At 70.5% G+C, this 21,305-nt stretch carries 19 protein-coding genes; 12 read left to right on the top strand and 7 right to left on the bottom strand.

The features are described from left to right. Positions 1-55 precede the first annotated feature (55 nt). The 5 genes from AMIS_RS34075 to rny all read left to right on the top strand — a co-directional run bounded on the left by AMIS_RS34075 (position 56) and on the right by rny (position 6,374). Positions 56-712 (top strand): UdgX family uracil-DNA binding protein, encoded by a 657-nt coding sequence (locus tag AMIS_RS34075; protein ID WP_014447017.1) that lies wholly within the window; start codon positions 56-58, stop codon positions 710-712. A 13-nt stretch (positions 713-725) separates the two neighbouring features. Continuing rightward, positions 726-926, top strand: a complete 201-nt coding sequence (locus AMIS_RS34070) for a DUF3046 domain-containing protein (RefSeq protein WP_041830238.1) — start codon at positions 726-728, stop codon at positions 924-926. Positions 927-1,128: 202 nt separating this feature from the next. Beyond that, a complete protein-coding gene (gene recA / locus AMIS_RS34065) occupies positions 1,129-2,172 on the top strand; it encodes a recombinase RecA (RefSeq protein WP_014447016.1) in 1,044 nt (347 codons plus the stop codon). Positions 2,173-2,447: 275 nt separating this feature from the next. Beyond that, positions 2,448-3,113: a regulatory protein RecX gene (locus AMIS_RS44885; protein WP_083888851.1), complete on the top strand. Its 666-nt coding sequence runs from the start codon at positions 2,448-2,450 to the stop codon at positions 3,111-3,113. Between the two features lie 1,536 nt (positions 3,114-4,649). Continuing rightward, the gene (gene rny, locus AMIS_RS34055; protein ID WP_014447014.1) at positions 4,650-6,374 is read left to right on the top strand and encodes a ribonuclease Y; all 1,725 of its coding nucleotides are present in this window, start codon (positions 4,650-4,652) and stop codon (positions 6,372-6,374) included. A 13-nt stretch (positions 6,375-6,387) separates the two neighbouring features. Here the strand turns inward: rny and AMIS_RS34050 are convergent, their stop codons facing one another. From AMIS_RS34050 to AMIS_RS34035, 4 genes are all read right to left on the bottom strand, one after another. Then, positions 6,388-7,269, bottom strand: coding sequence for an amino acid ABC transporter permease (locus AMIS_RS34050; RefSeq protein ID WP_014447013.1), 882 nt, complete (start codon positions 7,267-7,269; stop codon positions 6,388-6,390). Further along, positions 7,266-7,940 carry an amino acid ABC transporter permease gene (locus tag AMIS_RS34045; protein WP_014447012.1) on the bottom strand — a complete coding sequence of 225 codons (675 nt, stop codon included), beginning with the start codon at positions 7,938-7,940 and terminating at the stop codon, positions 7,266-7,268. The genes AMIS_RS34050 and AMIS_RS34045 overlap by 4 nt, the downstream gene beginning before the upstream one ends. 62 nt (positions 7,941-8,002) lie before the next feature. After that, on the bottom strand, positions 8,003-8,863 hold the full coding sequence (locus AMIS_RS34040; protein ID WP_014447011.1) for a glutamate ABC transporter substrate-binding protein: 861 nt from the start codon (positions 8,861-8,863) through the stop codon (positions 8,003-8,005). Positions 8,864-8,910: 47 nt separating this feature from the next. After that, complete coding sequence (locus AMIS_RS34035) at positions 8,911-9,654, bottom strand: amino acid ABC transporter ATP-binding protein (protein ID WP_014447010.1); 744 nt, start codon at positions 9,652-9,654, stop codon at positions 8,911-8,913. A 129-nt stretch (positions 9,655-9,783) separates the two neighbouring features. Between AMIS_RS34035 and AMIS_RS34030 the strand changes: the two genes are divergently transcribed. Both AMIS_RS34030 and miaB read left to right on the top strand, forming a co-directional pair. Continuing rightward, positions 9,784-10,263, top strand: a complete 480-nt coding sequence (locus tag AMIS_RS34030; protein ID WP_014447009.1) for a hypothetical protein — start codon at positions 9,784-9,786, stop codon at positions 10,261-10,263. A gap of 21 nt (positions 10,264-10,284) precedes the next feature. After that, complete coding sequence (gene miaB / locus AMIS_RS34025) at positions 10,285-11,769, top strand: tRNA (N6-isopentenyl adenosine(37)-C2)-methylthiotransferase MiaB (RefSeq protein WP_014447008.1); 1,485 nt, start codon at positions 10,285-10,287, stop codon at positions 11,767-11,769. Between the two features lie 223 nt (positions 11,770-11,992). Here the strand turns inward: miaB and AMIS_RS34020 are convergent, their stop codons facing one another. Continuing rightward, on the bottom strand, positions 11,993-12,874 hold the full coding sequence (locus AMIS_RS34020; protein ID WP_014447007.1) for a LysR family transcriptional regulator: 882 nt from the start codon (positions 12,872-12,874) through the stop codon (positions 11,993-11,995). An 85-nt stretch (positions 12,875-12,959) separates the two neighbouring features. On the opposite strand from AMIS_RS34020, the gene AMIS_RS34015 reads away from it, so the two are divergent. Continuing rightward, the gene (locus tag AMIS_RS34015) at positions 12,960-14,006 is read left to right on the top strand and encodes a threonine ammonia-lyase (protein ID WP_157435170.1); all 1,047 of its coding nucleotides are present in this window, start codon (positions 12,960-12,962) and stop codon (positions 14,004-14,006) included. Between the two features lie 127 nt (positions 14,007-14,133). Here AMIS_RS34015 and AMIS_RS34010 read toward each other — a convergent pair whose 3' ends face one another. Further along, on the bottom strand, positions 14,134-15,342 hold the full coding sequence (locus AMIS_RS34010; RefSeq protein WP_014447005.1) for a DUF349 domain-containing protein: 1,209 nt from the start codon (positions 15,340-15,342) through the stop codon (positions 14,134-14,136). 68 nt (positions 15,343-15,410) lie between these two features. Between AMIS_RS34010 and miaA the strand changes: the two genes are divergently transcribed. From miaA to AMIS_RS33995, 3 genes are all read left to right on the top strand, one after another. Continuing rightward, complete coding sequence (gene miaA / locus AMIS_RS34005) at positions 15,411-16,430, top strand: tRNA (adenosine(37)-N6)-dimethylallyltransferase MiaA (protein WP_386933541.1); 1,020 nt, start codon at positions 15,411-15,413, stop codon at positions 16,428-16,430. Between the two features lie 80 nt (positions 16,431-16,510). Then, positions 16,511-17,341 (top strand): diaminopimelate epimerase, encoded by an 831-nt coding sequence (gene dapF, locus AMIS_RS34000; RefSeq protein ID WP_041831559.1) that lies wholly within the window; start codon positions 16,511-16,513, stop codon positions 17,339-17,341. Then, positions 17,341-18,063: a glycerophosphodiester phosphodiesterase gene (locus AMIS_RS33995; protein ID WP_014447002.1), complete on the top strand. Its 723-nt coding sequence runs from the start codon at positions 17,341-17,343 to the stop codon at positions 18,061-18,063. The genes dapF and AMIS_RS33995 overlap by 1 nt, the downstream gene beginning before the upstream one ends. Before the next feature lie 169 nt (positions 18,064-18,232). Here the strand turns inward: AMIS_RS33995 and AMIS_RS33990 are convergent, their stop codons facing one another. Further along, positions 18,233-19,693 carry an NAD-dependent malic enzyme gene (locus AMIS_RS33990; RefSeq protein ID WP_014447001.1) on the bottom strand — a complete coding sequence of 487 codons (1,461 nt, stop codon included), beginning with the start codon at positions 19,691-19,693 and terminating at the stop codon, positions 18,233-18,235. Between the two features lie 175 nt (positions 19,694-19,868). Between AMIS_RS33990 and hflX the strand changes: the two genes are divergently transcribed. Next, entirely contained in the window at positions 19,869-21,281 is a 1,413-nt protein-coding gene (gene hflX, locus AMIS_RS33985) for a GTPase HflX (protein ID WP_041830237.1), read from the top strand. The last annotated feature ends 24 nt before the right edge of the window (positions 21,282-21,305 follow it).

The following is a 21,305-nucleotide window of genomic DNA, read 5'->3' as shown; positions in this document are numbered from 1 at the left end:
CGGAAGTGTCGCGGGGGACGGCATCCTGTCGGACCCCGGGGGTAAAACGGTGCCCATGTCATCGACCGAGGCGCCACCCGGCGCGCAGCAGTGGGTGCCGCCGCAGCCCCGCGACATCGCCGAGCTGAAAGCCGCGGCAGCCGGTTGCCGCGGCTGCGAGCTGTTCCAGGACGCCACCCAGACCGTCTTCGGCCGCGGCGCGGAGGACGCGCGGATCGTCTTCGTCGGCGAGCAGCCCGGCGACGTGGAGGACCAGCACGGCCTGCCGTTCGTCGGCCCGGCCGGGCGGCTGCTGCGCGAGGCGGTGGACGACGCCGGCATCGATCCGGCCCAGCTCTACATCACGAACGCGGTGAAGCACTTCCGGTTCGAGATGCGCGGCAAACGGCGGATCCACCAGACGCCCGGCCCGACGCACATCACCGCCTGCCGGCCCTGGCTGGTCGCCGAGTTCTCCCGGCTCCAGCCGGAGCTGGTGGTGCTGCTCGGCGCCACCGCGGCGAAAGCGCTGCTCGGCCCCTCGTTCCGGGTGACCCGGTCGCGCGGTCGGCTGATGCCGTGGCCGGCCTCCGCGCAGCACCCGGAGGACTTCCCGGTCGCCGAGATCCAGGCGCTCGCGACGATCCATCCATCGGCGGTGCTGCGCGCCGACAACCGGGACGCGGCGTACCGGGGGCTGGTCGACGATCTGAAGGTGGCGGCGACCGTTTGAGTACGCTCGTACGGTGCGGTTGACAGAATTCTGGGGGCGGCTCGAGGAGTCGTTCGGGGCGGCGTATGCGCGCAGCATCGCGACGGACCAAACTTTTTCGGCGCTCGGCGGGCGCACCATCGACGAAGCAATAACTCAGGGTGTCGAGACCGCCACTATCTGGCGTGCAGTGGTGGCGGCTTACCCCGATCGGGTGCCTTCCCGCCTGCGCTGACGCGTTTTTCGTACGCTTGTTCTGGCGTGTCGCTCGATCGTCGTACAGGTGTTCGGCTATTGTCCACAGCGGCTCGGCTATCCACAGGCCCGGGTGGGGCAGGAGATTTTTGTCGTACCCACCGCATACCGTGTCGGCCGTGGTGAACAGAAGCTCTTCGGCGAAGACCGCGAACGCGAAGTCGAATATTGGGGTGGCGGCAATGGCAGGTCCGGATCGGGAAAAGGCGCTCGAACTCGCGCTGGCACAGATCGACAAGCAGTTCGGCAAGGGGTCCGTGATGCGGCTCGGGGAGCGGCCGGTCGTGCAGACCGCCGTCATCCCGACGAGCTCCATCGCTCTCGACGTGGCGCTCGGCGTCGGCGGCCTGCCGCGAGGCCGCGTCATCGAGGTCTACGGTCCCGAGTCGAGCGGTAAGACCACGGTCGCCCTGCACGCCGTGGCGAACGCGCAGAGGGCCGGCGGCATCGCGGCGTTCATCGACGCGGAGCACGCCCTCGACCCGGACTACGCGCGGGCCCTCGGCGTCGACACCGACGCTCTGCTGATCTCCCAACCGGACACCGGTGAGCAGGCCCTGGAGATCGCGGACATGCTGATCCGCTCCGGCGCGCTCGACATCATCGTCATCGACTCGGTGGCCGCTCTCGTGCCGCGCGCCGAGATCGAGGGTGAGATGGGCGACAGCCACGTCGGTCTGCAGGCCCGCCTGATGAGCCAGGCGCTCCGCAAGATCACTGGTGTGCTGAGCAACACCGGCACCACCGCCATCTTCATCAACCAGCTCCGCGAGAAGATCGGCGTCATGTTCGGCTCGCCCGAGACCACGACCGGTGGCCGCGCGCTGAAGTTCTACGCCTCGGTCCGCCTCGACGTGCGCCGCATCGAGGCCCTCAAGGACGGCACCGACGTGGTCGGCAACCGGACCCGCGTCAAGGTCGTGAAGAACAAGGTGGCCGCGCCGTTCAAGCAGGCCGAGTTCGACATCATGTATGGCAAGGGCATCTCGCGGGAGGGCTCGCTCATCGACGTCGGCGTCGAGCAGAGCATCATCCGCAAGTCCGGCGCGTGGTACACGTACGACGGCGACCAGCTCGGCCAGGGCAAGGAGAAGGCGCGGGAGTTCCTCAAAGAGAACCCCGACGTCGCCGCCGAGATCGAGAAGAAGATCCTGGAGAAGCTCGGCGTCGGCCAGACCGCCGGCGACGCCGCCGGTGGCCCCGAGCTGCCGCCGGTCGACTTCTGATGCGGTGATCCGCCATGCCAGGACGACGTGGTGCGCGGTCCGGGCGAGGGTGGGATGCCATCCCGCCCCGGGCCGCTGACGCCCCGCCCGCTGACGGCTCACCGCCGCTGACGGGTCGCTACTACCTCGGCGGCTCCCCGGAGCGGGACGCCGAACTGCTCGCGGGCGATGGCTCTCCCCGCGGCGACGACCCCGATCCCACCGGGTCGTCGCGGGGCCGCAGTGGCCGGTCCGCCGGGCGGCGGCGAGCTTCCCGGGGCTTCGGTGGCCGCGACATCAACGACGAGGGTGCCGGCCCCGGCGACCGTGGTTTCGGTGGCCGCGACATCAACGACGAGGGTACCGGCCCCGGCGGCCGGGGTTTCGGCGGCCGGGAGGGCTCCGGGCCGGGGAAGGCCGCCGACCCACGGACCGAGTCGGAGGTCGCGCGCGAGATCTGCCTGCGCCAGCTCTCGGCGCGTCCGAGGACCCGTGCCGAGCTGGCGAAAGCGCTGGTCCGCAAGGGCATCTCGGACGAGGTGATCGCCGAGGTCCTCGACCGTTACGACGAGGTCGGCATCATCGACGACGCGGCCTTCGCCCGGGCCTGGGTCTCCAGCCGGCATCACGGCCGGGGTCTGGCCCGGCGAGCGCTGGCGAACGAGCTGCGCCAGCGCGGCGTCGACGCGGAAGTGGCAAGCGTCGCCCTGGAGGCCGTCGACGACGAGGCCGAGGCCGACGCCGCGAGGGCCCTGGTCGACCGCAAGCTGCGAACCGCCACGGGCACCCCCGACGCGGTCTTCCGTCGCCTGGTCGCGATGCTGGCCCGCAAGGGCTATCCGGCGGGCGTGGCCATCCGAGCGGTGAAGGACGCCTTGGCCGCCCGTGACGCGGAGGCCGCGGAGTTCGCCGACGCCATCGACCCCGACGCCCTGGCCGGAAACGCCGACCCCGACGCCTGATACCGCGCCGGGCGGCTCCCCGCGCCCCCCGACTCCGACGCCGGCGACTCCTGGTGCCGGGAGCCCGCGCGGGCGGCTCGCGCCGAGATATCCGCGCGGGCGGTTCTCCGCGCCGTGACATCCGCGCGGGCGGCTCTTCGCGCCGTGATGCCCGCGCGGGTGCTTCCTGGCGCGCGGCCGCACTGCGGGGCGGGCCGATCTTCGCGCCGTGACATCTGCGCGGGCGGTTCCTGGCGCCGCAGCCGCACTGCGGGGCGACTGCCTGCGGCCGCGCGTCGGCGTGACCCTCCGTGCGCCAGCCGAGCCGTTCCTCCGCCCACCCGGCGGACCGAACGCGGACCTTGGACCTCCGGCGCGCCCGCCTCCACCGGTCCGCCCGGCCCCATCCCGGCCCTACTCCGGCGCCGGACAGCAGAGCGCACGGTTGATGGCGATACCGGGAGCTCTCACCGATATAGTCCTGATGTGAAATTCGTGGCGTTCCCAGCAACCCCCACGAAGACCACCCCCGGTGCCACAGCTACACACGGTTGCGGCAAGGGCGATAATGAACAGGGCCTCGGTTGCGACTCGGTAACGATGATCGAGGCGTCATCACACGGTACGTCGGAAATGCCCGGCGCGATCGTGAGCTGGGCGTAAGCACGTCTGTGCCCTACGTCCTATCCGCTGCCGAATCATGAGTCCTTGACCGAAGCGGTGCTCGCGACCTAGCCTCGCGTTACACAAGGTTTGTTCGACCATCGCAAGCAACAGTCACAACATAGATCGCATTACATTACGGCATCACTTGAACGCTTCATCCGTGCCAGCCGATGCCATCACCGGCCGCGAGCCACGCGGGCGGCGACGGGACATATCGGCAGCCGACCCACAACTCCACACACTCTGACCCGAACGGCGAGCAGCCGGCCCGGCAGGAAGAGGTCCGGCATCCTGATCACATGGGGTGACGGTCGTTTCCGGCCAGGCGGGTGATGCTCACCTAGGCGCGAGCCGGCCATAAGTACCCCAAAGCCCGCACGACGGCGCAACTGAACACCGCACGGCAGGCACATGCCGCGCGGCGGTGCCAGCGACTCGGAAACGCTGAGCACCGCGGAGGCAACCAGGGCATCCGCCCGGGCTGCCGCTGTGCCGCACCGTCGAAACGCCACACCGGGCCGCAAGCGCCAAGCCGCCCAGGCCCAAGCGCAAGCAAGCGCCCTCCAGAGGCAACCGCGGAGGGCAACCGCGAGCAAGCGGCCCACGAGGGCAACCGCGAGCGGGCGGGCCGACCCGCGCAGGCCGCGTAAGGGCGGGCAGCGAAGGGCAGGCCGCGAAAGGGCAGGTCCAGCGGCCGCAAGCCGGAACCGGCATGCCGGCGCAACCGGCATGCCTGTCGCCGCCGTGAGGGTCAGAGACTGGAAGGCCGGGAAAACCGGCGGCGAAGCGTTTCGCCCCCATGCCGTCCGCGATCACTGCCTTGGTCGGGCATCCCGCAGGATGGCCGCGCGCGTAGACCACCGCGCCGGCGGCGAAGGGAGACGCGGCGAGATGACCCCCCTGGACTGGGTGCTCGTGATTGCTGTCATCGTGCTCGCCGCGTCGGTGATAGCCGGGCTCGTCCTCGGGGCGCGGGCGCTGCGTCAGATGCAGTCCGAGCGCCACGACGCCCACGAGCGGCAGGAGCTGGAGGTCGGCGCCGCCCAGGCGAAGATCGCCGACGCCAATGCGAAGGCCGCGTCGGTACGCGCCGAGACCGCCGCCGCCAAAGCCGAGGCCGGCGCCGCCCGAGCCGAGGCCCGCCGTGTCCTGGAGGCCGCGCACAGCGAGGCCGACACGATTCTGGAGCACGCCCACCGGCAGGCCGAGGCGGATGCCGAGCAGCTCCGTACCGCCGCCCGCCGTTCCGGTGAGCGTGAGGTCGCGCTGCTCAACGCCACGGTGAAGGAGCAGGCCGCGGAGGTGGAGCGCCGGGCGGCCCGGATCGACGAGCGGGAGCGCCTGCACGGCGAGGAGGTGGAGCGCCTGGTCGAGCGGGAACGCCGGCTGGCCGCGCTGGAGAGCGATCTCAACACCAGGGAGGCGACGCTCACCAAGCGGGAGGTGGAGATCGCCCGGGTGGAGGAGACGAAGCGCCGGGAGCTGGAGCGGATCGCCGCGCTGACCGCCGACACGGCCCGGGCCGAGCTGATCGAGTCGATCGAGGGGCAGGCGAAGCGCGAGGCGGCGATCCTGATCCGCGACATCGAGACCGAGGCGAAGAACACCGCCGACACCCGTGCCCGGCACATCGTGGTGGACGCGATCCAGCGGATCGCCAGTGAGCAGACCGCGGAGAGCGTGGTCAGCGTCCTGCACCTGCCGAGCGACGAGATGAAGGGCCGGATCATCGGCCGGGAGGGCCGCAACATCCGGGCGTTCGAGTCGACGACCGGGGTGAACCTGATCATCGACGACACTCCGGAGGCGGTGCTGCTCTCCTGCTTCGATCCGGTACGCCGGGAGGTGGGTCGCCTCACCCTGGAGAAACTGGTGCTGGACGGCCGGATCCATCCGCACCGGATCGAGGAGGTCTTCGACAGCGCCAAGAACGAGGTCGAGGTCCTCTGCGACCGGGCGGCCGAGGAGGCGCTCGTCGACGTCGGGATCACGAACATCCATCCGGAGCTGGTGAAGCTGCTGGGCCGCCTGCGATACCGCACGAGCTACGGCCAGAACGTGCTGAAACACCTGGTGGAGACCGCCCACATCGCCGGCATCATGGCAGCCGAGCTGGGGCTGGACGTGCCGACGATGAAGCGGGCCGCGTTCCTGCACGACATCGGCAAGGCGCTCACCCACGAGGTGGAGGGCAGTCACGCGCTGATCGGCGCGGACCTGGCCCGCAAGTACGGGGAGCACGAGGACGTGGTGCACGCCATCGAAGCGCATCACAACGAGGTGCCGCCGCAGACCATCGAAGCCGTGCTGACCCAGGCGGCCGACGCGTGTTCCGGCGGTCGACCCGGCGCACGGCGGGAGAGCTTGGAGGCGTACGTGAAACGCCTGGAACGCATCGAGGAGATCGCCGGCGGCAAGGTCGGGGTGGAGAAGGTCTTCGCCATGCAGGCGGGTCGCGAGATCCGGGTGATGGTGCGGCCGGACGACATCGACGACATCGGGGCGGCGGTGCTGGCCCGCGACGTGGCGAAGCAGATCGAGGAGGAGCTGACCTATCCGGGCCAGATCCGCGTCACGGTCGTCAGAGAGTCCCGCGTCACGGAGCTGGCCCGGTAAAGAACCGTGCGGATCAGTCGCCGGCGGCCTCACCGGTCTGGGTGAGCCCGGCCGGAACCGGCTGGCCCGTGGCCCGGGGCGCACGGCCGCTGCGCCGGGTCCGCCGCTCCAGCCACCCGGCCAGCGCCGTGAGCGCGGAGTTCACCAGGATGAAGATGATCATGACCACGATCGCGGCCTGCACCACGTTGCCGAAGTTCGCAGCGACGTTGTTGACGCCGAACTGCAGCAGCTCCGGGTACGAGATGATGTAGCCGAGCGCGGTGTCCTTCACCAGGACCACCATCTGGCTGACGATCACCGGCAGCATGGACCGCGCGGCCTGCGGGACGAGGATCTCCCGCATCACCTGGCTCTTGCGCATGCCGACCGCGTACGCCGCCTCGCTCTGCCCGCGCGGCACCGCGAGGATGCCGGCCCGGAACGCCTCGGCCAGCACCGACCCGTTGTACAGGGTCAGACCGATCACGACGGCCCAGAAGATCGACATCGGCTGTTCGATGATGAACGGCAGGCCGTAGAAGATGAAGAACATCAACAGCAGCAGCGGTACGGCCCGGAAGAACTCCACGACCGCGCCGGCCGGAATGCGCACCCACCAGTGCTCGGAGAGCCGCCCCACCGAGAACACGATGCCGAACGTCAGCGAGAGAAGCATCGCGACCGCGGCCGCGCCGAGGGTGTGCAACAGACCGGGGACGATGTAGTCGGTCCACGTGCTGGCCTCGGTGAACGGCTTCCAGAGCGCCGCGTCCCACTGGCCCTTCTCGTCGAACTTCGCGTAGATCCAGTAGAGCAGCCCGAGCAGGGCCAGCCCGAAGACCACGGTGAGGATCGCGTTGCGCCGCTTGGCCCGGGGCCCGGGGTGGTCGTAGAGAACAGCTTCCACACTCATCGCTTCACCGCCAGACGGTTGGCCAGCCAGCTGAACCCGTACCCGACGGGGATCAGCACCGCCGCGAACGTGCCCGCGAAGACCAGGAAGATCGGGATGACGGCGTCGCCGTTCGCGTTGATCAGCTCCTTCATCGCGTTGGACGACTCCATGAGCCCGATCGTGCCGACGATCGTCGCGTTCTTCGACAGGGCGATGAAGATGCTGCCGAGCGGCGCGATCACGGCCCGGCCGGCCTGCGGCAGGATGATCATGGTGAGGGTCTGCCGAAACGACATGCCGATGGCGCGGGCCGCCTCGGCCTGTCCCGCCGGGACCGTGTTGATGCCGGAGCGGATCGCCTCACAGACGAACGCGGCCGTGTACACCGAGAGGCCGATGACGCCGAGCCAGTAGTTGTTCAGGTCGATCTCGTCGGAGACCGAGAACCCGAGCGTCGAGAAGAGGCCGAAGTAGCAGAAGAAGATGATCAGAGTGAGCGGCGTGTTCCGGAACGTGTTCACCCAGGCCGCCCCGAAGCCGCGCAGCACCGGCACGGGCGAGACCCGCATGGCGGCGAGGAGCACGCCGAGCACGAGCGCGCCCACCGTGGAGGCAGCGGTCAGCTTCAGGATCCAGAGGAACCCGGTCACGTACACGTCGACGTTGTAGGGATCGGAGAAGACGTCCATCGGCACCTTCAGGCAAAGGGAGAGCGGAGCCGGGGGACCCGGCTCCGCTCATCTCAGGAAATTCAGGAGCAGTTGGTCATCTTGGTCGTGTCGAGCTCCGGCGCCGGGGTGCCGCTCTTGCCGAGCGTGTTGTCCCAGGCGGCCTTGTAGGAGCCGTCCGACGCGGCGGCCGTGAGGATCTCGTTGATCTTCTTGCAGCCTTCGCTGTCGTCCTTCTTCAGACCGATGCCGTACGGCTCCTCGCTGAACGGCTTGCCGACCACCTTGAACTTGCCGGCGTACTGCTCCTGCGCGGCGTAGCCGGCGAGGATGATGTCGTCCGTGGTGACCGCGTCCACCTGGCCGCCGGCCAGCGCCGTCACGCACTTGGAGTACGAGTCGAACTGCTGGAGCTGGGCGTCCTTGTAGTCCGACTGGATCCGCTTGGCCGGGGTCGAGCCGCTCACCGAGCAGACCTTCTTGCCGGCGAGGGCCTCCGGGCCGGTGATCGTCGAGTCGACCGGCACGAGCAGGTCCTGGCCGGCGATGTAGTACGGCCCGCCGAAGTTGACGACCTTCTTGCGCTCGTCGTTGATCGTGTAGGTGGCGACCACCAGGTCGACCTGGCCCTGCTGGATGTACGGCTCACGGTTCGCCGAGACGGTGGTCTTCCACTCGATCCCGCTCTCCTCGACACCGAGGCCCTTCGCGATGATCTTGCCGATCTCGATGTCGAAGCCGGTGTAGCTGGAGCCGGTCTGCAGGCCGAGACCCGGCTGGTCGGCCTTCACGCCGATGACCAGCTTCTTGTCGCCGGAGGCCTTGCCGACGATGCCGGAGGCGCCGCCGGAGCTGCCGGCATCGCCGTCGTCGCCGCCACAGGCCGCCACGGCGAGCGCCATGGTGAGCGCGCCGAAGGTGGCTGCCAATCGGGTGATGCGCATGTTTACGCTCCTCGAAACAGGGGTTCTGGACAAATGCGTCAGATATGTCAGTGCGTGAGGATCTTGGAGAGGAAGTCGCGGGCGCGTTCGCTCTTCGGATTCGCGAAGAACTCGGCCGGAGGCGCCTGCTCGACCAGCTGACCGTCGGCCATGAAGACCACCCGGTTCGCCGCGTGCCGCGCGAAGCCCATCTCGTGGGTGACCACCACCATGGTCATGCCCTCGCGGGCGAGTGAGGTCATCACGTCGAGGACCTCACCGACCATCTCGGGGTCGAGCGCGCTGGTGGGCTCGTCGAAGAGCAGCGCCTTGGGCTGCATGGCGAGCGCGCGTGCGATCGCGACGCGCTGCTGCTGGCCGCCGGAGAGCTGAGCCGGGAACTTCTCCGCCTGGTTCGCGATGCCGACCCGCTCCAGCAGGCCCATGGCCCGGTCGCGGACCACGGCCGGCTTCTCCTTGCGCACCTTGACCGGCCCCAGCATCACGTTCTGCAGGATGGTCTTGTGCGCGAAGAGGTTGAACGACTGGAACACCATGCCGACCTCGCTGCGCAGCCGGGCCAGCGCCCGGCCCTCGGCGGCGAGCGGCTGCCCGTCGAACGTGATCGTGCCGGAGTCGATCGGCTCCAGCCGGTTGATGGCGCGGCACAGGGTGGATTTGCCGGACCCGGAGGGTCCGATCACGACCACCACCTCGCCGCGCGCGACAGACAGATCCACGTCCTGCAGCACGTGCAAGGGTCCGAACCACTTGTTGACGCTCTCCAGCACGATGAGTGCTTCGTCTGTCACCCCTGGTCCATCCACTCGTTGTCGGTTCACTCGAATGGACACACCCTAGGGGGCGGTCAGTATCGGATCGTGTCGAGAATGGTCACGGAGCGGTAACACAGCCCGTGCCCGGTGGGAGAGGTGTAAAGCATGGTGGACATGGCGGACGGCCTCTGGAACTGGTGTGTCGCCCGGCGTCTGGACGCCGACCGCGTACGGGGAGCGTTGGCCGGCGCCCTGGAACGAGGGGTCGGCGAGATCGAGAACGCGCTGCCCGGCGACCTGATGGCGGACGTCTATCACGTCGGTGGCGACTTCCCGACACTCGTCGACGTCTATCTCGCGCCCTCCGAGCTGGCCGAGGAGACCATCGCGAGCGCCGTCGCGGTCCGGCTGCGTGCCGCGGTCCTGCTCCCCGACGACACCCTCAACCCCACCCGGTACGTCCTGGCCGAGCCGGACGGGACGCTCCGTCCGGTGCACGTGACGGAGACCGAGACCGACGACGGGCCGGAGCGCCGCGAGGTGCGGCCGTGCACCGGCGCGGATCCGGTGTGCGCGGTGGAGAAGGGGTGTGGCCGTTCCCGGTTCAAGCCCGACCCGACGCGGGAGCGGCCTCCGCCGGGTTAGCGGGTAGCCTGGTCAATTGCCATGACTACCGAAATCCAGGGCAGCGCCCGCACCTACGACGTGCGCACCTACGGCTGCCAGATGAACGTGCACGACAGCGAGCGGATCTCCGGCCTGATGGAGGACGCCGGCTATGTGCGCGCCGCGACCGCGGACGCGGCGGACGTCGTGGTCTTCAACACCTGCGCGGTCCGGGAGAACGCCGACAACCGCCTCTACGGCAACCTCGGTCACCTGCGCCCGACGAAACTGAAGAACCCGGGCATGCAGATCGCGGTCGGTGGCTGCCTCGCGCAGAAGGACCAGGGCGACATCGTCAAGAAGGCGCCCTGGGTCGACGTGGTCTTCGGCACCCACAACATCGGGTCGCTGCCGGCCCTGCTGGAGCGCGCCCGGCACAACGACGAGGCGCAGGTCGAGATCCTCGAGTCGCTCGAGGTCTTCCCCTCCACGCTGCCCACGAAGCGCGAATCGACGTACGCCGGATGGGTCTCCATCTCGGTGGGCTGCAACAACACCTGCACGTTCTGCATCGTCCCGTCGCTGCGCGGCAAGGAGAAGGACCGCCGTCCCGGCGACGTCCTGGCCGAGGTGCGCGCGCTGGTCGCCGAGGGCGTCCTCGAGGTGACCCTGCTCGGGCAGAACGTGAACTCCTACGGCGTCGAGTTCGGCGACCGTCTCGCGTTCGGCAAGCTGCTGCGCGCGACCGGCGAGGTGGAGGGCCTGGAGCGGGTCCGTTTCACCAGCCCGCACCCGAAGGATTTCACCGACGACGTGATCGCCGCGATGGCCGAGACGCCGAACGTCTGCCACTCGCTGCACATGCCGCTGCAGTCCGGCTCGGACCGCGTCCTCAAGGCGATGCGCCGCAGCTACCGCCAGGAGAAATACCTCGGCATCCTGGACAAGGTGCGCGCCGCCATGCCGGACGCCGCGATCACCACGGACATCATCGTCGGTTTCCCCGGCGAGACCGACGAGGACTTCGAGCAGACCCTCGAGGTGGTCCGCCAGGCCCGCTTCTCCAGCGCGTTCACCTTCCAGTACTCGAAACGTCCCGGCACCCCCGCCGCGACCATGGAGGAGCAGCTGCCCAAGGCCGTGGTCCAGGAGCGTTACGAGCGCCTGATCGCCACCCTCGAGGAGATCACCTGGGCGGAGAACAAGAAACTGGTCGGCGAGAAGGTCGAGATCCTGGTCGCGGTCGGCGAGGGCCGCAAGGACGAGCGCACCGGCCGGATGAGCGGCCGCGCCCGCGACGGCCGCCTGGTCCACTTCGCCACCGGCACGACCACGCCGCGCCCCGGAGACATCGTCGAGACGGTGGTCACCTACGCGGCCCCGCACCACCTCAACGCCGACGGCGACCCGCTCTCGCACCGCCGCACCCGAGCCGGCGACGCCCACGAGGCCGGCCGCGCCCCCAAGCTCAAGGGCGTCTCCCTGGGCCTCCCCACGATCGGCGCCCCCGCCCCTCTCCCGCCGGCCCAGGGTTGCGCCCTCTAAAATCCCGACATTTTACGCGCACCAAACTCCCAGAAGCATCGACCACTCCCGCCCAGCAGCCACCTGACGGCCCCTTCCGCCGGCGCACCCCGCCGCCGGCCCCGGCGTCCCCTCGCGCGTGTGGACCTGAGGCGCGGTCCGCGCCCAAGTTCCACACGCGGGGTGGTCGCCCGGGTCGTGTGTTGATTCGGGGCGAGCTCCGCACCGAACTCCACGCGCGGTTTCAGGCGGGCTGGGTGGAACGGATGGCCGCTCTGAGGTGGGTCAGCAGGGCGGCCGTGCCCGGGGGATCGGGCGGGGCGCCGGCCAGCGCGACGGAGATCCGGCGGCTCGCGTCCGGCAGCGGGACCACCCGGACCCGGGGATGGCGATGCGCGGCCAGCGCCAGCGCCGGTAACGTGGTGGCGCCGAGACCGGCCGCGACGAGCGCCTGCACCGCCACGTAGTCGTCGGTGGTGAACCGGATGTCCGGCGTGAACCCCTCGGCCGCGCACGCGCTGCGCAACCGGCCCTGGCAGCGCTCGCAGCCGCCGATCCACGGCCGGTCCTGGTGGTCCGCGAGCCGATCCCCGTCCCACCCCGGCGGCACGATCAGGTTCGTCTCCTCGTCCAGCAGATGCTCATGGCGTAACCCGTCCGGGCCCGGCTCCCCGGGGAACGCGAACACCACCGCCGCCTCCACCTCGCCGCTGCGCAGCAGCCGCACCGCTTCCGGCGGCTCGGCCTCGGTGAACCGCAGATCCACCTCCGGGTGCGCCCGCGCGAACGTCGCCGCCGCCACCGGGACGAACGTGCCGAGCGCCGACGGGAACGCCGCGAGCCGCACCCGCCCGCTGCGCAACCCGGTGTGCGCGGCGAGTTCCGCCTCGGCGGCGGCGAGCCGGCCGAGGATCTCCTCGGCCCGGTCGGCGAGCAGGCGGCCGGCGTCGGTGAGCCGCACACCCCGGCCCACCTTTTGCAGCAGCACGCTCCCGGTCTCGGCCTCCAGCCGGGCCAGGTGGTGACTCACCGAGGGCTGGGCGTAGTGCAGGGCGCGAGCGGCCGCGGTGACGGATCCGTGCCGGGCGACCGCGACGAGCACGGTGAGCCGGGTGACGTCGAGCATCGCCGCAACCTATCAATCGCTTCTATAGGTACGCCAGGACTTTGACATTGGACCTATGTGTCATTGGCGACTGATGATCAGCAGCATGGAACTCACCCTCGCCGACGTGCGCGCCGCCCGGACTCTGCTCGCGGATCACCTGCCGCCGACGCCGATCTGGTCCTACCCGCTCGTGGACCGGGCCACCGGCGCCAGCGTGCTGATCAAGCACGAGAACACGCAGCCGGTCGGAGCGTTCAAGGTGCGTGGCGGTTTGACCCTTCTGTCGCAGATGACAGAGGCGGAGCGCCGTCATGGCGTCGTCACCTACTCCACCGGCAACCACGCGCAGTCCCTGGCCTACGCGAGCCGGGTCTTCGGCGTGGACTGCACCGTGGTCATGCCGTCCGGCACGCCTGTCGCGAAGGCCGAGGCCGTCGAAGGCTGGTCGGCCACCGCGGTGCGAACCGGAAATTCGCTGGAGGAGGCCGAACGCCACGCCCGGAAGATCGCCGAGGAGACCGGTGCCCGGCTGATCAGCCCCGGTGACACGCCGGAGCTGCTGGCCGGGGTCGGCACCCTGTACCTGGAGATCCTCGAAGCACACCCGGACCTGGACGCGATAGTCGTGCCGATCGGCAGCGGCACCGGCGCGGCGGCCGCGTGCGTGGTGGCCGAGGCCCTGGCCCCGAACTGCGCGGTGATCGGCGTCCAGGCGTCGGCGTCGCCGGCAGCGCACGACTCCTGGCGTTCCGGAACCCTCGTCGCACGGCCCAACCGGACCGCCGTGGCAGGTCTGGCCACCGGCCGTGGATACGCCCTGCCGCAGCGGCTGATGGCCGGCCGGCTCAGTGACTTCCTGCTGGTCACGGACGAGCAGATCACCGACGCGCGCCGGCTGCTGGCCACTGCGGCGCACACCCAGGCCGAGGGCGCCGGCGCGGCGTCGATGGCCGCCGTCATGGCCCACCCGCAGCACTTCGCCGGCCGCCGGGTCGCCGTCGTCTGCACCGGGGGAAACGCCGACATGTCCGAACTGTCGACGGTGGCGAGCGAAACCGAACGGCAGGGCGGGACCGAGCGGCAGGGCGGGACCGAGCGGCAGGGCGAAACCGAACGGCGGGGAGAGAAGAGCCCGGCCATGCACCGGTAGCGAAACCGGCCGGACGGCCGGGACCCGGCAGCGAGGCCGCCCCGGACTCTCGGGCGCCTCTTGTCATCCGTACCGGAAAGGAGAAGGCGGCGGACCAACGGCCCGCCGCCTTCTCCCGCAGCTGAGGTCAGTTCGCCTGCTCGGCGAGAGCGAGGAACTGGCGCTTCGACGCGAGGGCCTGCTCGGCCTCCTTGATCCGGCGGTTGTCGCCGGCGGCCTGGGCGCGGGCGAGACGCTGCTCGGCCTCGGCCACCTGGTCGCGCATCTGACGCAGCAGCGGGTTGTCCTGCGGGCTGGTCTTGCGCCAGGCGGAGTCCATCGCCACGCGGATGCGCTCCTCGGCGGCCCGCCAGCGGCGGTCCAGCGAGGCGGACGCCTCACGCGGAACCCGGCCCGCCTCGTGCCACGCGGCCTGGGCGTCACGCAGCTTGTTCTGCGCGCCGCGGGCGTCCGCGTCCACGTCGAGGGCCTCGAGCTCGGCGAGGATGGCCTGCTTCTTCTCCAGGTTGCCCTGGTACTCCGCGTCGCGGGCCGAGAAGACCTCGCTGCGCCGGGTGAAGAACGCGTCCTGAGCGGCCCGGAAGCGTTCCCAGAGGCGCTGCTCGGCCTCCTTGGCGGCACGGGGCGCCGCCTTCCACTCGGTCATCAGCTCCTTGAGCCGGTTCGCCGTGCTCGACCACTCGGTCGAGTCGGCGAGGCCCTCGGCCTCCTTGACCAGCTCCTCCTTGGCGGTCTGCGCCTGCTTGCGCTGACCGTCGAGGGTGGCGAAGTGCGCGCCGCGGCGGCGGGTGAACCCGTCCCGCGCGGTCGCGAACCGCTTCCACAGCTCGCCGTCGGTCTTCTTGTCGACGCCGCGGATCGTCTTCCACTCGTCGAGGATCTCCTTGAGGCGGTCGCCGGCCGTCTTCCAGCCGGTCGCCTCGGCGGCGATCTTCTCCGCTTCCTCGACGAGCGCGGTCTTGCGCGCGAGCGCCTCGGTGCGGGCCACCTCGCGGGCGGCGCGGGCCTCGCCGGCCTTCTCCTCGGCGAGGGCGGCGAGCCGCTCCAGCCGGGCCGCCAGGCCGTCGATGTCACCGACCACGTGAGCCTCGTCGAGCGTGGTGCGCAGACGTTTCACACTGCTCAGCGAATGTGAGGCGTCGGCGGCGCCCGACTTGAGGCGAGCCTCGACGAGGTCGACCTCGGTCACCAGGTCGGCGAATCGGCGAGCGAAGTGCGCCAGACCCTCCTCCGGCGTACCAGCCTGCCAGGAGCCGACCACCCGGTCGCCCTCGGCGGTCTTCACGTACACGGTGCCGTCGGCATCCACGCGCCCGAAGGCCGTCCAGTCGTTCATCAGCTCATCCTCGTTCTCCCGGCGCCGCCTGTCCCGTTTCCGGGACCCACGGCCACCGCCATAGCGCAGTGAATGCCAACTCTCCCACGGGCATTCTTTCTCGCGCATTGTCACAGGTCCAACCCGGTCCGGGGAAAGCTCCCGCGAGCGACCGTGACACAACGGTGTCCTACGGTGGGCCGGTGCCGTCCCGAGCAGGTCATCGAGTGGTCACCGTCGTCGGTCCGACGGCGGCCGGCAAGTCCGCACTGAGCATCGCTCTCGCCCATGAACTGGGAGGTGAGGTGGTCAACGCCGACTCCATGCAGCTGTATCGCGGCATGGACATCGGCACGGCCAAGCTGAGCGTGGCGGAACGCGAGGGCGTTCCGCACCATCTGCTCGACATCTGGGACGTGACCGAGCCGGCCGCGGTCGCGGAGTACCAGCGGCTGGCCCGCGCGGCGATCGACGACATCCTGGGCCGTGGCCGGGTGCCGCTGCTGGTGGGCGGGTCGGGTCTCTACGTGCGGGCGGTGCTGGAGGACTTCGCGTTCCCGGGGACGTCGCCGGAGATCCGTTCACGGCTGGAGGAGCGGCTCGCCGCCGAGGGAACCGCCCCACTTCATGCGGAATTGTCGGTCAAGGACCCGGTGGCGGCCACCAAGATCCTGCCCTCCAACGGCAGGCGGATCGTCCGGGCCCTGGAGGTCATCGAGCTGACCGGTAAGCCCTTCACCGCGGCCCTGCCCGATCCGGTGCCGGTCTACGACGCCGTGCAGATCGGGGTCGACCGGGACACCGCCGAGCTGGACGAGCGGATCGCGCTGCGGGTCGACCTGATGTGGGCGGCCGGCCTGGTCGACGAGGTCCGCGGGCTGACCGGCATCCGGGACGGCCGGACCGCCTCCCGCGCCCTCGGGTACCAGCAGGCCCTCGCGCAGATCGACGGCGTGCTGACCGAGGCCGAGGCGAAGGACGACACGGTTCGCGGCACCCGCCGGTTCGTGCGCCGGCAGCGCTCCTGGTTCCGGCGCGACCCCGCGGTCACCTGGCTGGACGGCGCCGCGCCGACGCTGGTGGCCGACGCTCTGGCGGCTGCGCGATGATGGGCGGCGTGCGTTTCACCAAAGGACAGCGTGTCACCGAAGGACAGCGTGCCACCGACGGATCGCGTGTCACCGAAGGACTGCGTTTCACCAAGGGCCATGGGACCGGCAACGACTTCGTGATCCTCCCCGACCCGGACGGCGAGCTCACCCTCACGCCCGAGCTGGTCGCCTCGCTCTGCGACAGGCGCCGGGGCATCGGCGGCGACGGCGTCCTGCGGGTGGTCCGCAGCGCCAAGCACCCGGAGGCCGCCGGTTCCGCCGGCCAGGCCGAGTGGTTCATGGACTACTGGAACAGTGACGGCTCGATCGCCGAGATGTGCGGCAACGGCGTCCGCGTCTTCGTCCGCTACCTGCTGGAGAACGAGCTCGCCACGCCCGGCCCGGCGGGCCTGCCGGTGGCGACGCGAGCCGGGATCATGGTCGCTGTGGTCGGCGCGGAGACGATCCGGGTGCGGATGACGACCCCCCGGGCGTACGCGGGGAGCACCGCGACCGTCGGACCCCTGACCGTCCCCGGAGTCGCGGTGGACTGCGGCAACCCGCACCTGGTCTGCGGCCTGCACGACGGGGTCGCCCTCGGCTCGCTCGACCTGACCCGGGAGCCGCTCGTCGACCCGGCGGTCTTCCCGCACGGGGTGAACGTGGAGTTCGTCGAGCCGGGCGAGCCCGTCGACGGCGTGGACGGGCACGTGCTGATGCGGGTGCACGAGCGCGGCTCGGGCGAGACGCTCTCCTGCGGCACGGGCGCCCTCGCGGTCGGCGCGGTGGCCCTGCGTGACCGCGGGCTGGAGACCGGCTCGATCGCGGTGGACGTGCCCGGCGGCCGGCTGATCGTGACCGCCGACGAGGCGGGGGACTGGTGGCTGGAGGGCCCGGCCGTGCTGGTAGCCACGGGCACGGTGTCCTGATGCTCCATCGCGTCGCCCACCGCGGCTATGCGGCGGCGGCCCCGGAGAACACGCTGCCCGCCTTCGAGGCGGCGGTGCGGGCCGGCGCCACGATCGTCGAGTTCGACGTGCGGGTGACCGCCGACGGCGTGCCCGTGGTGATCCACGACCGCACCGTCGACCGCACCACCACCGGCCGCGGCCGGGTCTGGGACCTGCGCTGGGACGAGATCGCCGAGCTGGACGCGGGTGTCCGCTTCAGCCCGGCGTTCGCCGGCGCCCGGGTCCCGTCGCTGGCCGAGGTCCTCGACCTGCTCCGCCCGGCCCCGCCCGAGCTGCTCGTCGAGATCAAGAGCCCGGCCACCCTGGACGAGGTCAAGACGGTGATCGCCGAGCTGGCGTCCCGCGACCTGGTGGAGCGGACGGTGGTGCAGAGCTTCGACCCGGACGTGCTCCGCAAGGCCCGGGAGATCGCTCCTGAGCTGCGCCGCGGCCTGCTGCTGTTCCGCTTCGACGCCGAGACCGTGTCCCAGTGCCGGGACCTGGGGGTGGCGCTCTGCAACCCGTCCGTGGTGGATGTGCTGCAGGGTGCGCCGGTGGTGGCGGAGCTCGCCGCGGTGGGCGTCGGCGTGATGCCGTGGACCGCCAATGACCGGGCGCATTGGGGCGCGCTGGTGGAGGCGGGCGCAGCCGGCCTGATAACCGATTACGTGGGCGAACTGACCGGCTGGTCCACCCCGTAGCCCACGCCGCGGCCTTGCCGCCGCGTCGCCCGCGCCGTGCCACCGCCTTGCCCACGCCCTCCACAGCGTCGCCCTCGCCGCGTCGCCGCCTTGCGCGCGGCCCTCACCGCGTCGCCCTCGCCGCGCGGAGGAAGGCGCGGGCGACGCGGGGACCTGGGGGACGAGCGGGCTAGAAGATGCCCTCCGGGGCCTTGTCCAGCTCCGAGTCCGGCGTCGCGGCCGGGTTCGACGGCGCCGGCACCCCGCGCACCACGGCCCGGATCGCCGCCGCCACGGCCGGCGTCACCCGGCTGTCGAAGACGCTCGGGATGATCACCGTGGGGTTCAGCTTGTCCTCGCCCACCACGTCGGCGATCGCCCGGGCCGCCGCGAGCGCCATCTCCTCGGTGAACTCCTCGGCGCTCACGTCGAGCATGCCGCGGAACACGCCGGGGAACGCCAGCACGTTGTTGATCTGGTTCGGCTGGTCGGAACGGCCGGTCGCCACGATCGCCGCGTGCTTGCGGGCCTCGCGCGGGTCGACCTCCGGGTCCGGGTTGGCGAGCGCGAACACGATCGACTTGTCCGCCATCTTGGCGATGTCCTCGCCGGTCAGCAGGTTGGGCGCGCTGACGCCGATGAAGACGTCCGCGCCGACGATGGCGCCGGGCAGGTCACCGGAGTAATCGCTCTTGTTGGTGTGCTCGGCCAGCCACTGCCACGTCTCCGACATGTCGGGCATCCCGCGGTGCAGGGCGCCCTTCCGGTCGTACGCGATGATGTCGCCCACGCCCTGGCGCAGCAGCAGTTTCATGATCGCCGTGCCGGCCGCCCCGGCGCCGGAGACGACGACCCGGACGTCCTCCAGACGCTTGCCGACCACCCGCAACGCGTTGGTCAGCGCCGCCAGCACGCAGATCGCGGTGCCGTGCTGGTCGTCGTGGAAGACCGGGATGTCCAGCAGCTCGCGCAGCCGCGCCTCGATCTCGAAGCACCGCGGCGCCGCGATGTCCTCCAGGTTGATCCCGCCGTACGCCGGAGCGATCGCCTTCACGATCGCGACGATCTCGTCGGTGTCCTGGGTGTCGAGCACCACCGGCCACGCGTCGACGCCGCCGAACCGCTTGAAGAGGGCGGCCTTGCCCTCCATGACCGGCATCGCGGCGGCCGGACCGATGTTGCCGAGCCCGAGGACCGCGGAGCCGTCGCTGACCACGGCCACGGTGTTGCGCTTGATGGTGAGCCGGCGGGCGTCGGCGGGGTTCTCGGCGATCGCCATGCAGACGCGCGCCACACCCGGCGTGTACGCCCGGGACAGCTCGTCCCGGTTCCGCAGCGCGACCTTGGAACTGACCTCGATCTTACCGCCGAGGTGCAGCAGGAAGGTCCGGTCGGAGACCTTGCGGACGTCGACGCCGTCCTGGTCCTCGAGCTGCTTGACGACCTGGTCGGCGTGCGCCGCGTCGGCGGTGTCGCAGGTCAGGTCGACGATCACATGTGTGGCGTCCGAGTCGACCACGTCCAGTGCCGTGACGATCGCGCCGGCCTCGCCCACACAGGTGGTGAGACGGCCGATGGACGAGGCGTCAGCGGTCACTGCGATGCGAATCGTGATCGAGAATCCTGCGCTCGGCAGGCGGGTGGTCACCACGGTGTCCCCTTCGACGTCAAGTGGCTGTCTCTCCGTATTGTCGCTCTTGCGGAATAGCAGGCGCCGTCGCGGTGGTTACTCAATAGTCAGTTTCAAACTGCCAGAACGTCCGGCCGGGTTATGTGGATGCGCGCAGAGGCGTGACGTGCCACGATCGGGCCGGAGGAGGTCACTTTTGCGAAACACCTACCAGGCACCAGTGCTGGACGAGCCCGACCTGACCACCGGTGAGCTCGAGCTGGAAGAGCGTCATTCGCTGCGGCGTGTGGCGGGTCTCTCCACGGAGCTGACCGACATCACCGAGGTCGAGTACCGCCAGTTGCGACTCGAAAGAGTGGTGCTGGTCGGCGTCTGGACCGAGGGAAGTGTCGCCGACGCGGAGAACTCGCTGACCGAGCTCGCCGCGCTGGCCGAGACCGCCGGTTCCCAGGTGCTCGAGGGTTTGATCCAGAGACGTAAACAACCCGACGCGGCCACGTTCATCGGTCGCGGCAAGGTCGACGAGTTGCGTGACGTGGTGCTCAGCACGGGCGCCGACACGGTCATCTGCGACGGCGAGCTGTCCCCGTCTCAGCTGCGCAACCTCGAACAACAAGTCAAGATCAAGGTCGTCGACCGTACGGCGCTGATCCTCGACATCTTCGCCCAGCACGCGAAGAGCCGCGAGGGCAAGGCCCAGGTCGAGCTGGCCCAGCTGCAGTACCTTCTGCCCCGGCTGCGCGGCTGGGGTGACTCGCTCTCCCGCCAGGGCGGTGGCGCCGGCGGCGGCTCGGGCGGCGGCGGTGTCGGCACGCGTGGTCCCGGTGAGACGAAGCTGGAGACCGACCGTCGCCGGATCAACACCCGGATCGCCAAGCTGCGGCGTGAGATCAAAGCCATGAAGACGGTACGGGAGACCAAACGCTCCCGCCGTTCCGCGAGCGGTGTCCCCGCCGTGGCGATCGCCGGTTACACCAACGCCGGCAAGTCGAGCCTGCTGAACCGGCTGACACAGGCCGGCGTGCTGGTGGAGGACGCGCTCTTCGCCACGCTCGACCCGACGACCCGGCGGACCGCCGCGGAGGACGGCCGTGTCTTCACGCTGTCCGACACGGTCGGTTTCGTCCGGCACCTGCCGCACCAGATCGTGGAGGCGTTCCGCTCCACGCTGGAGGAGGTGGCCCAGGCCGACCTGGTGGTGCACGTCGTGGACGGCGCCCATCCGGACCCGGAGGGTCAGGTCAGCGCGGTCCGTGAGGTGCTGGGCGAGGTCGGCGCCGACCGGATTCCCGAGCTGCTGGCGGTCAACAAGGTCGACGCCGCCGACGAAGAGACGATCCTGCGGCTCAAGCGGACATGGCCGGACGCCGTTTTCGTCTCGGCGCGGTCCGGAGCGGGCATCGACGAGCTGCATGCGGCCATCGCCGAGCGGCTGCCCCGTCCCGCCGTGGACATGATGGTCCTGGTGCCGTACGACCGGGGCGACCTGGTGGCCAGGGTGCACCGGTCCGGTCAGGTGCTGCAGTCCCGACACCTGGACGACGGGACCGAGCTTCGGGTCCGGGTGAGCGAGGAAATCGCCGCTGAGCTGGAGGCTTTCCGGCTGTGAGGGACGACCTTCAAGATCGCTCTC

This window comes from Actinoplanes missouriensis 431 (assembly GCF_000284295.1).
GTDB classification, from domain to species: Bacteria; Actinomycetota; Actinomycetes; order Mycobacteriales; family Micromonosporaceae; genus Actinoplanes; species Actinoplanes missouriensis.
The sequence above is the reverse complement of the archived record's forward strand: the minus strand, read 5'-3'. Positions and strand labels throughout refer to the sequence as shown.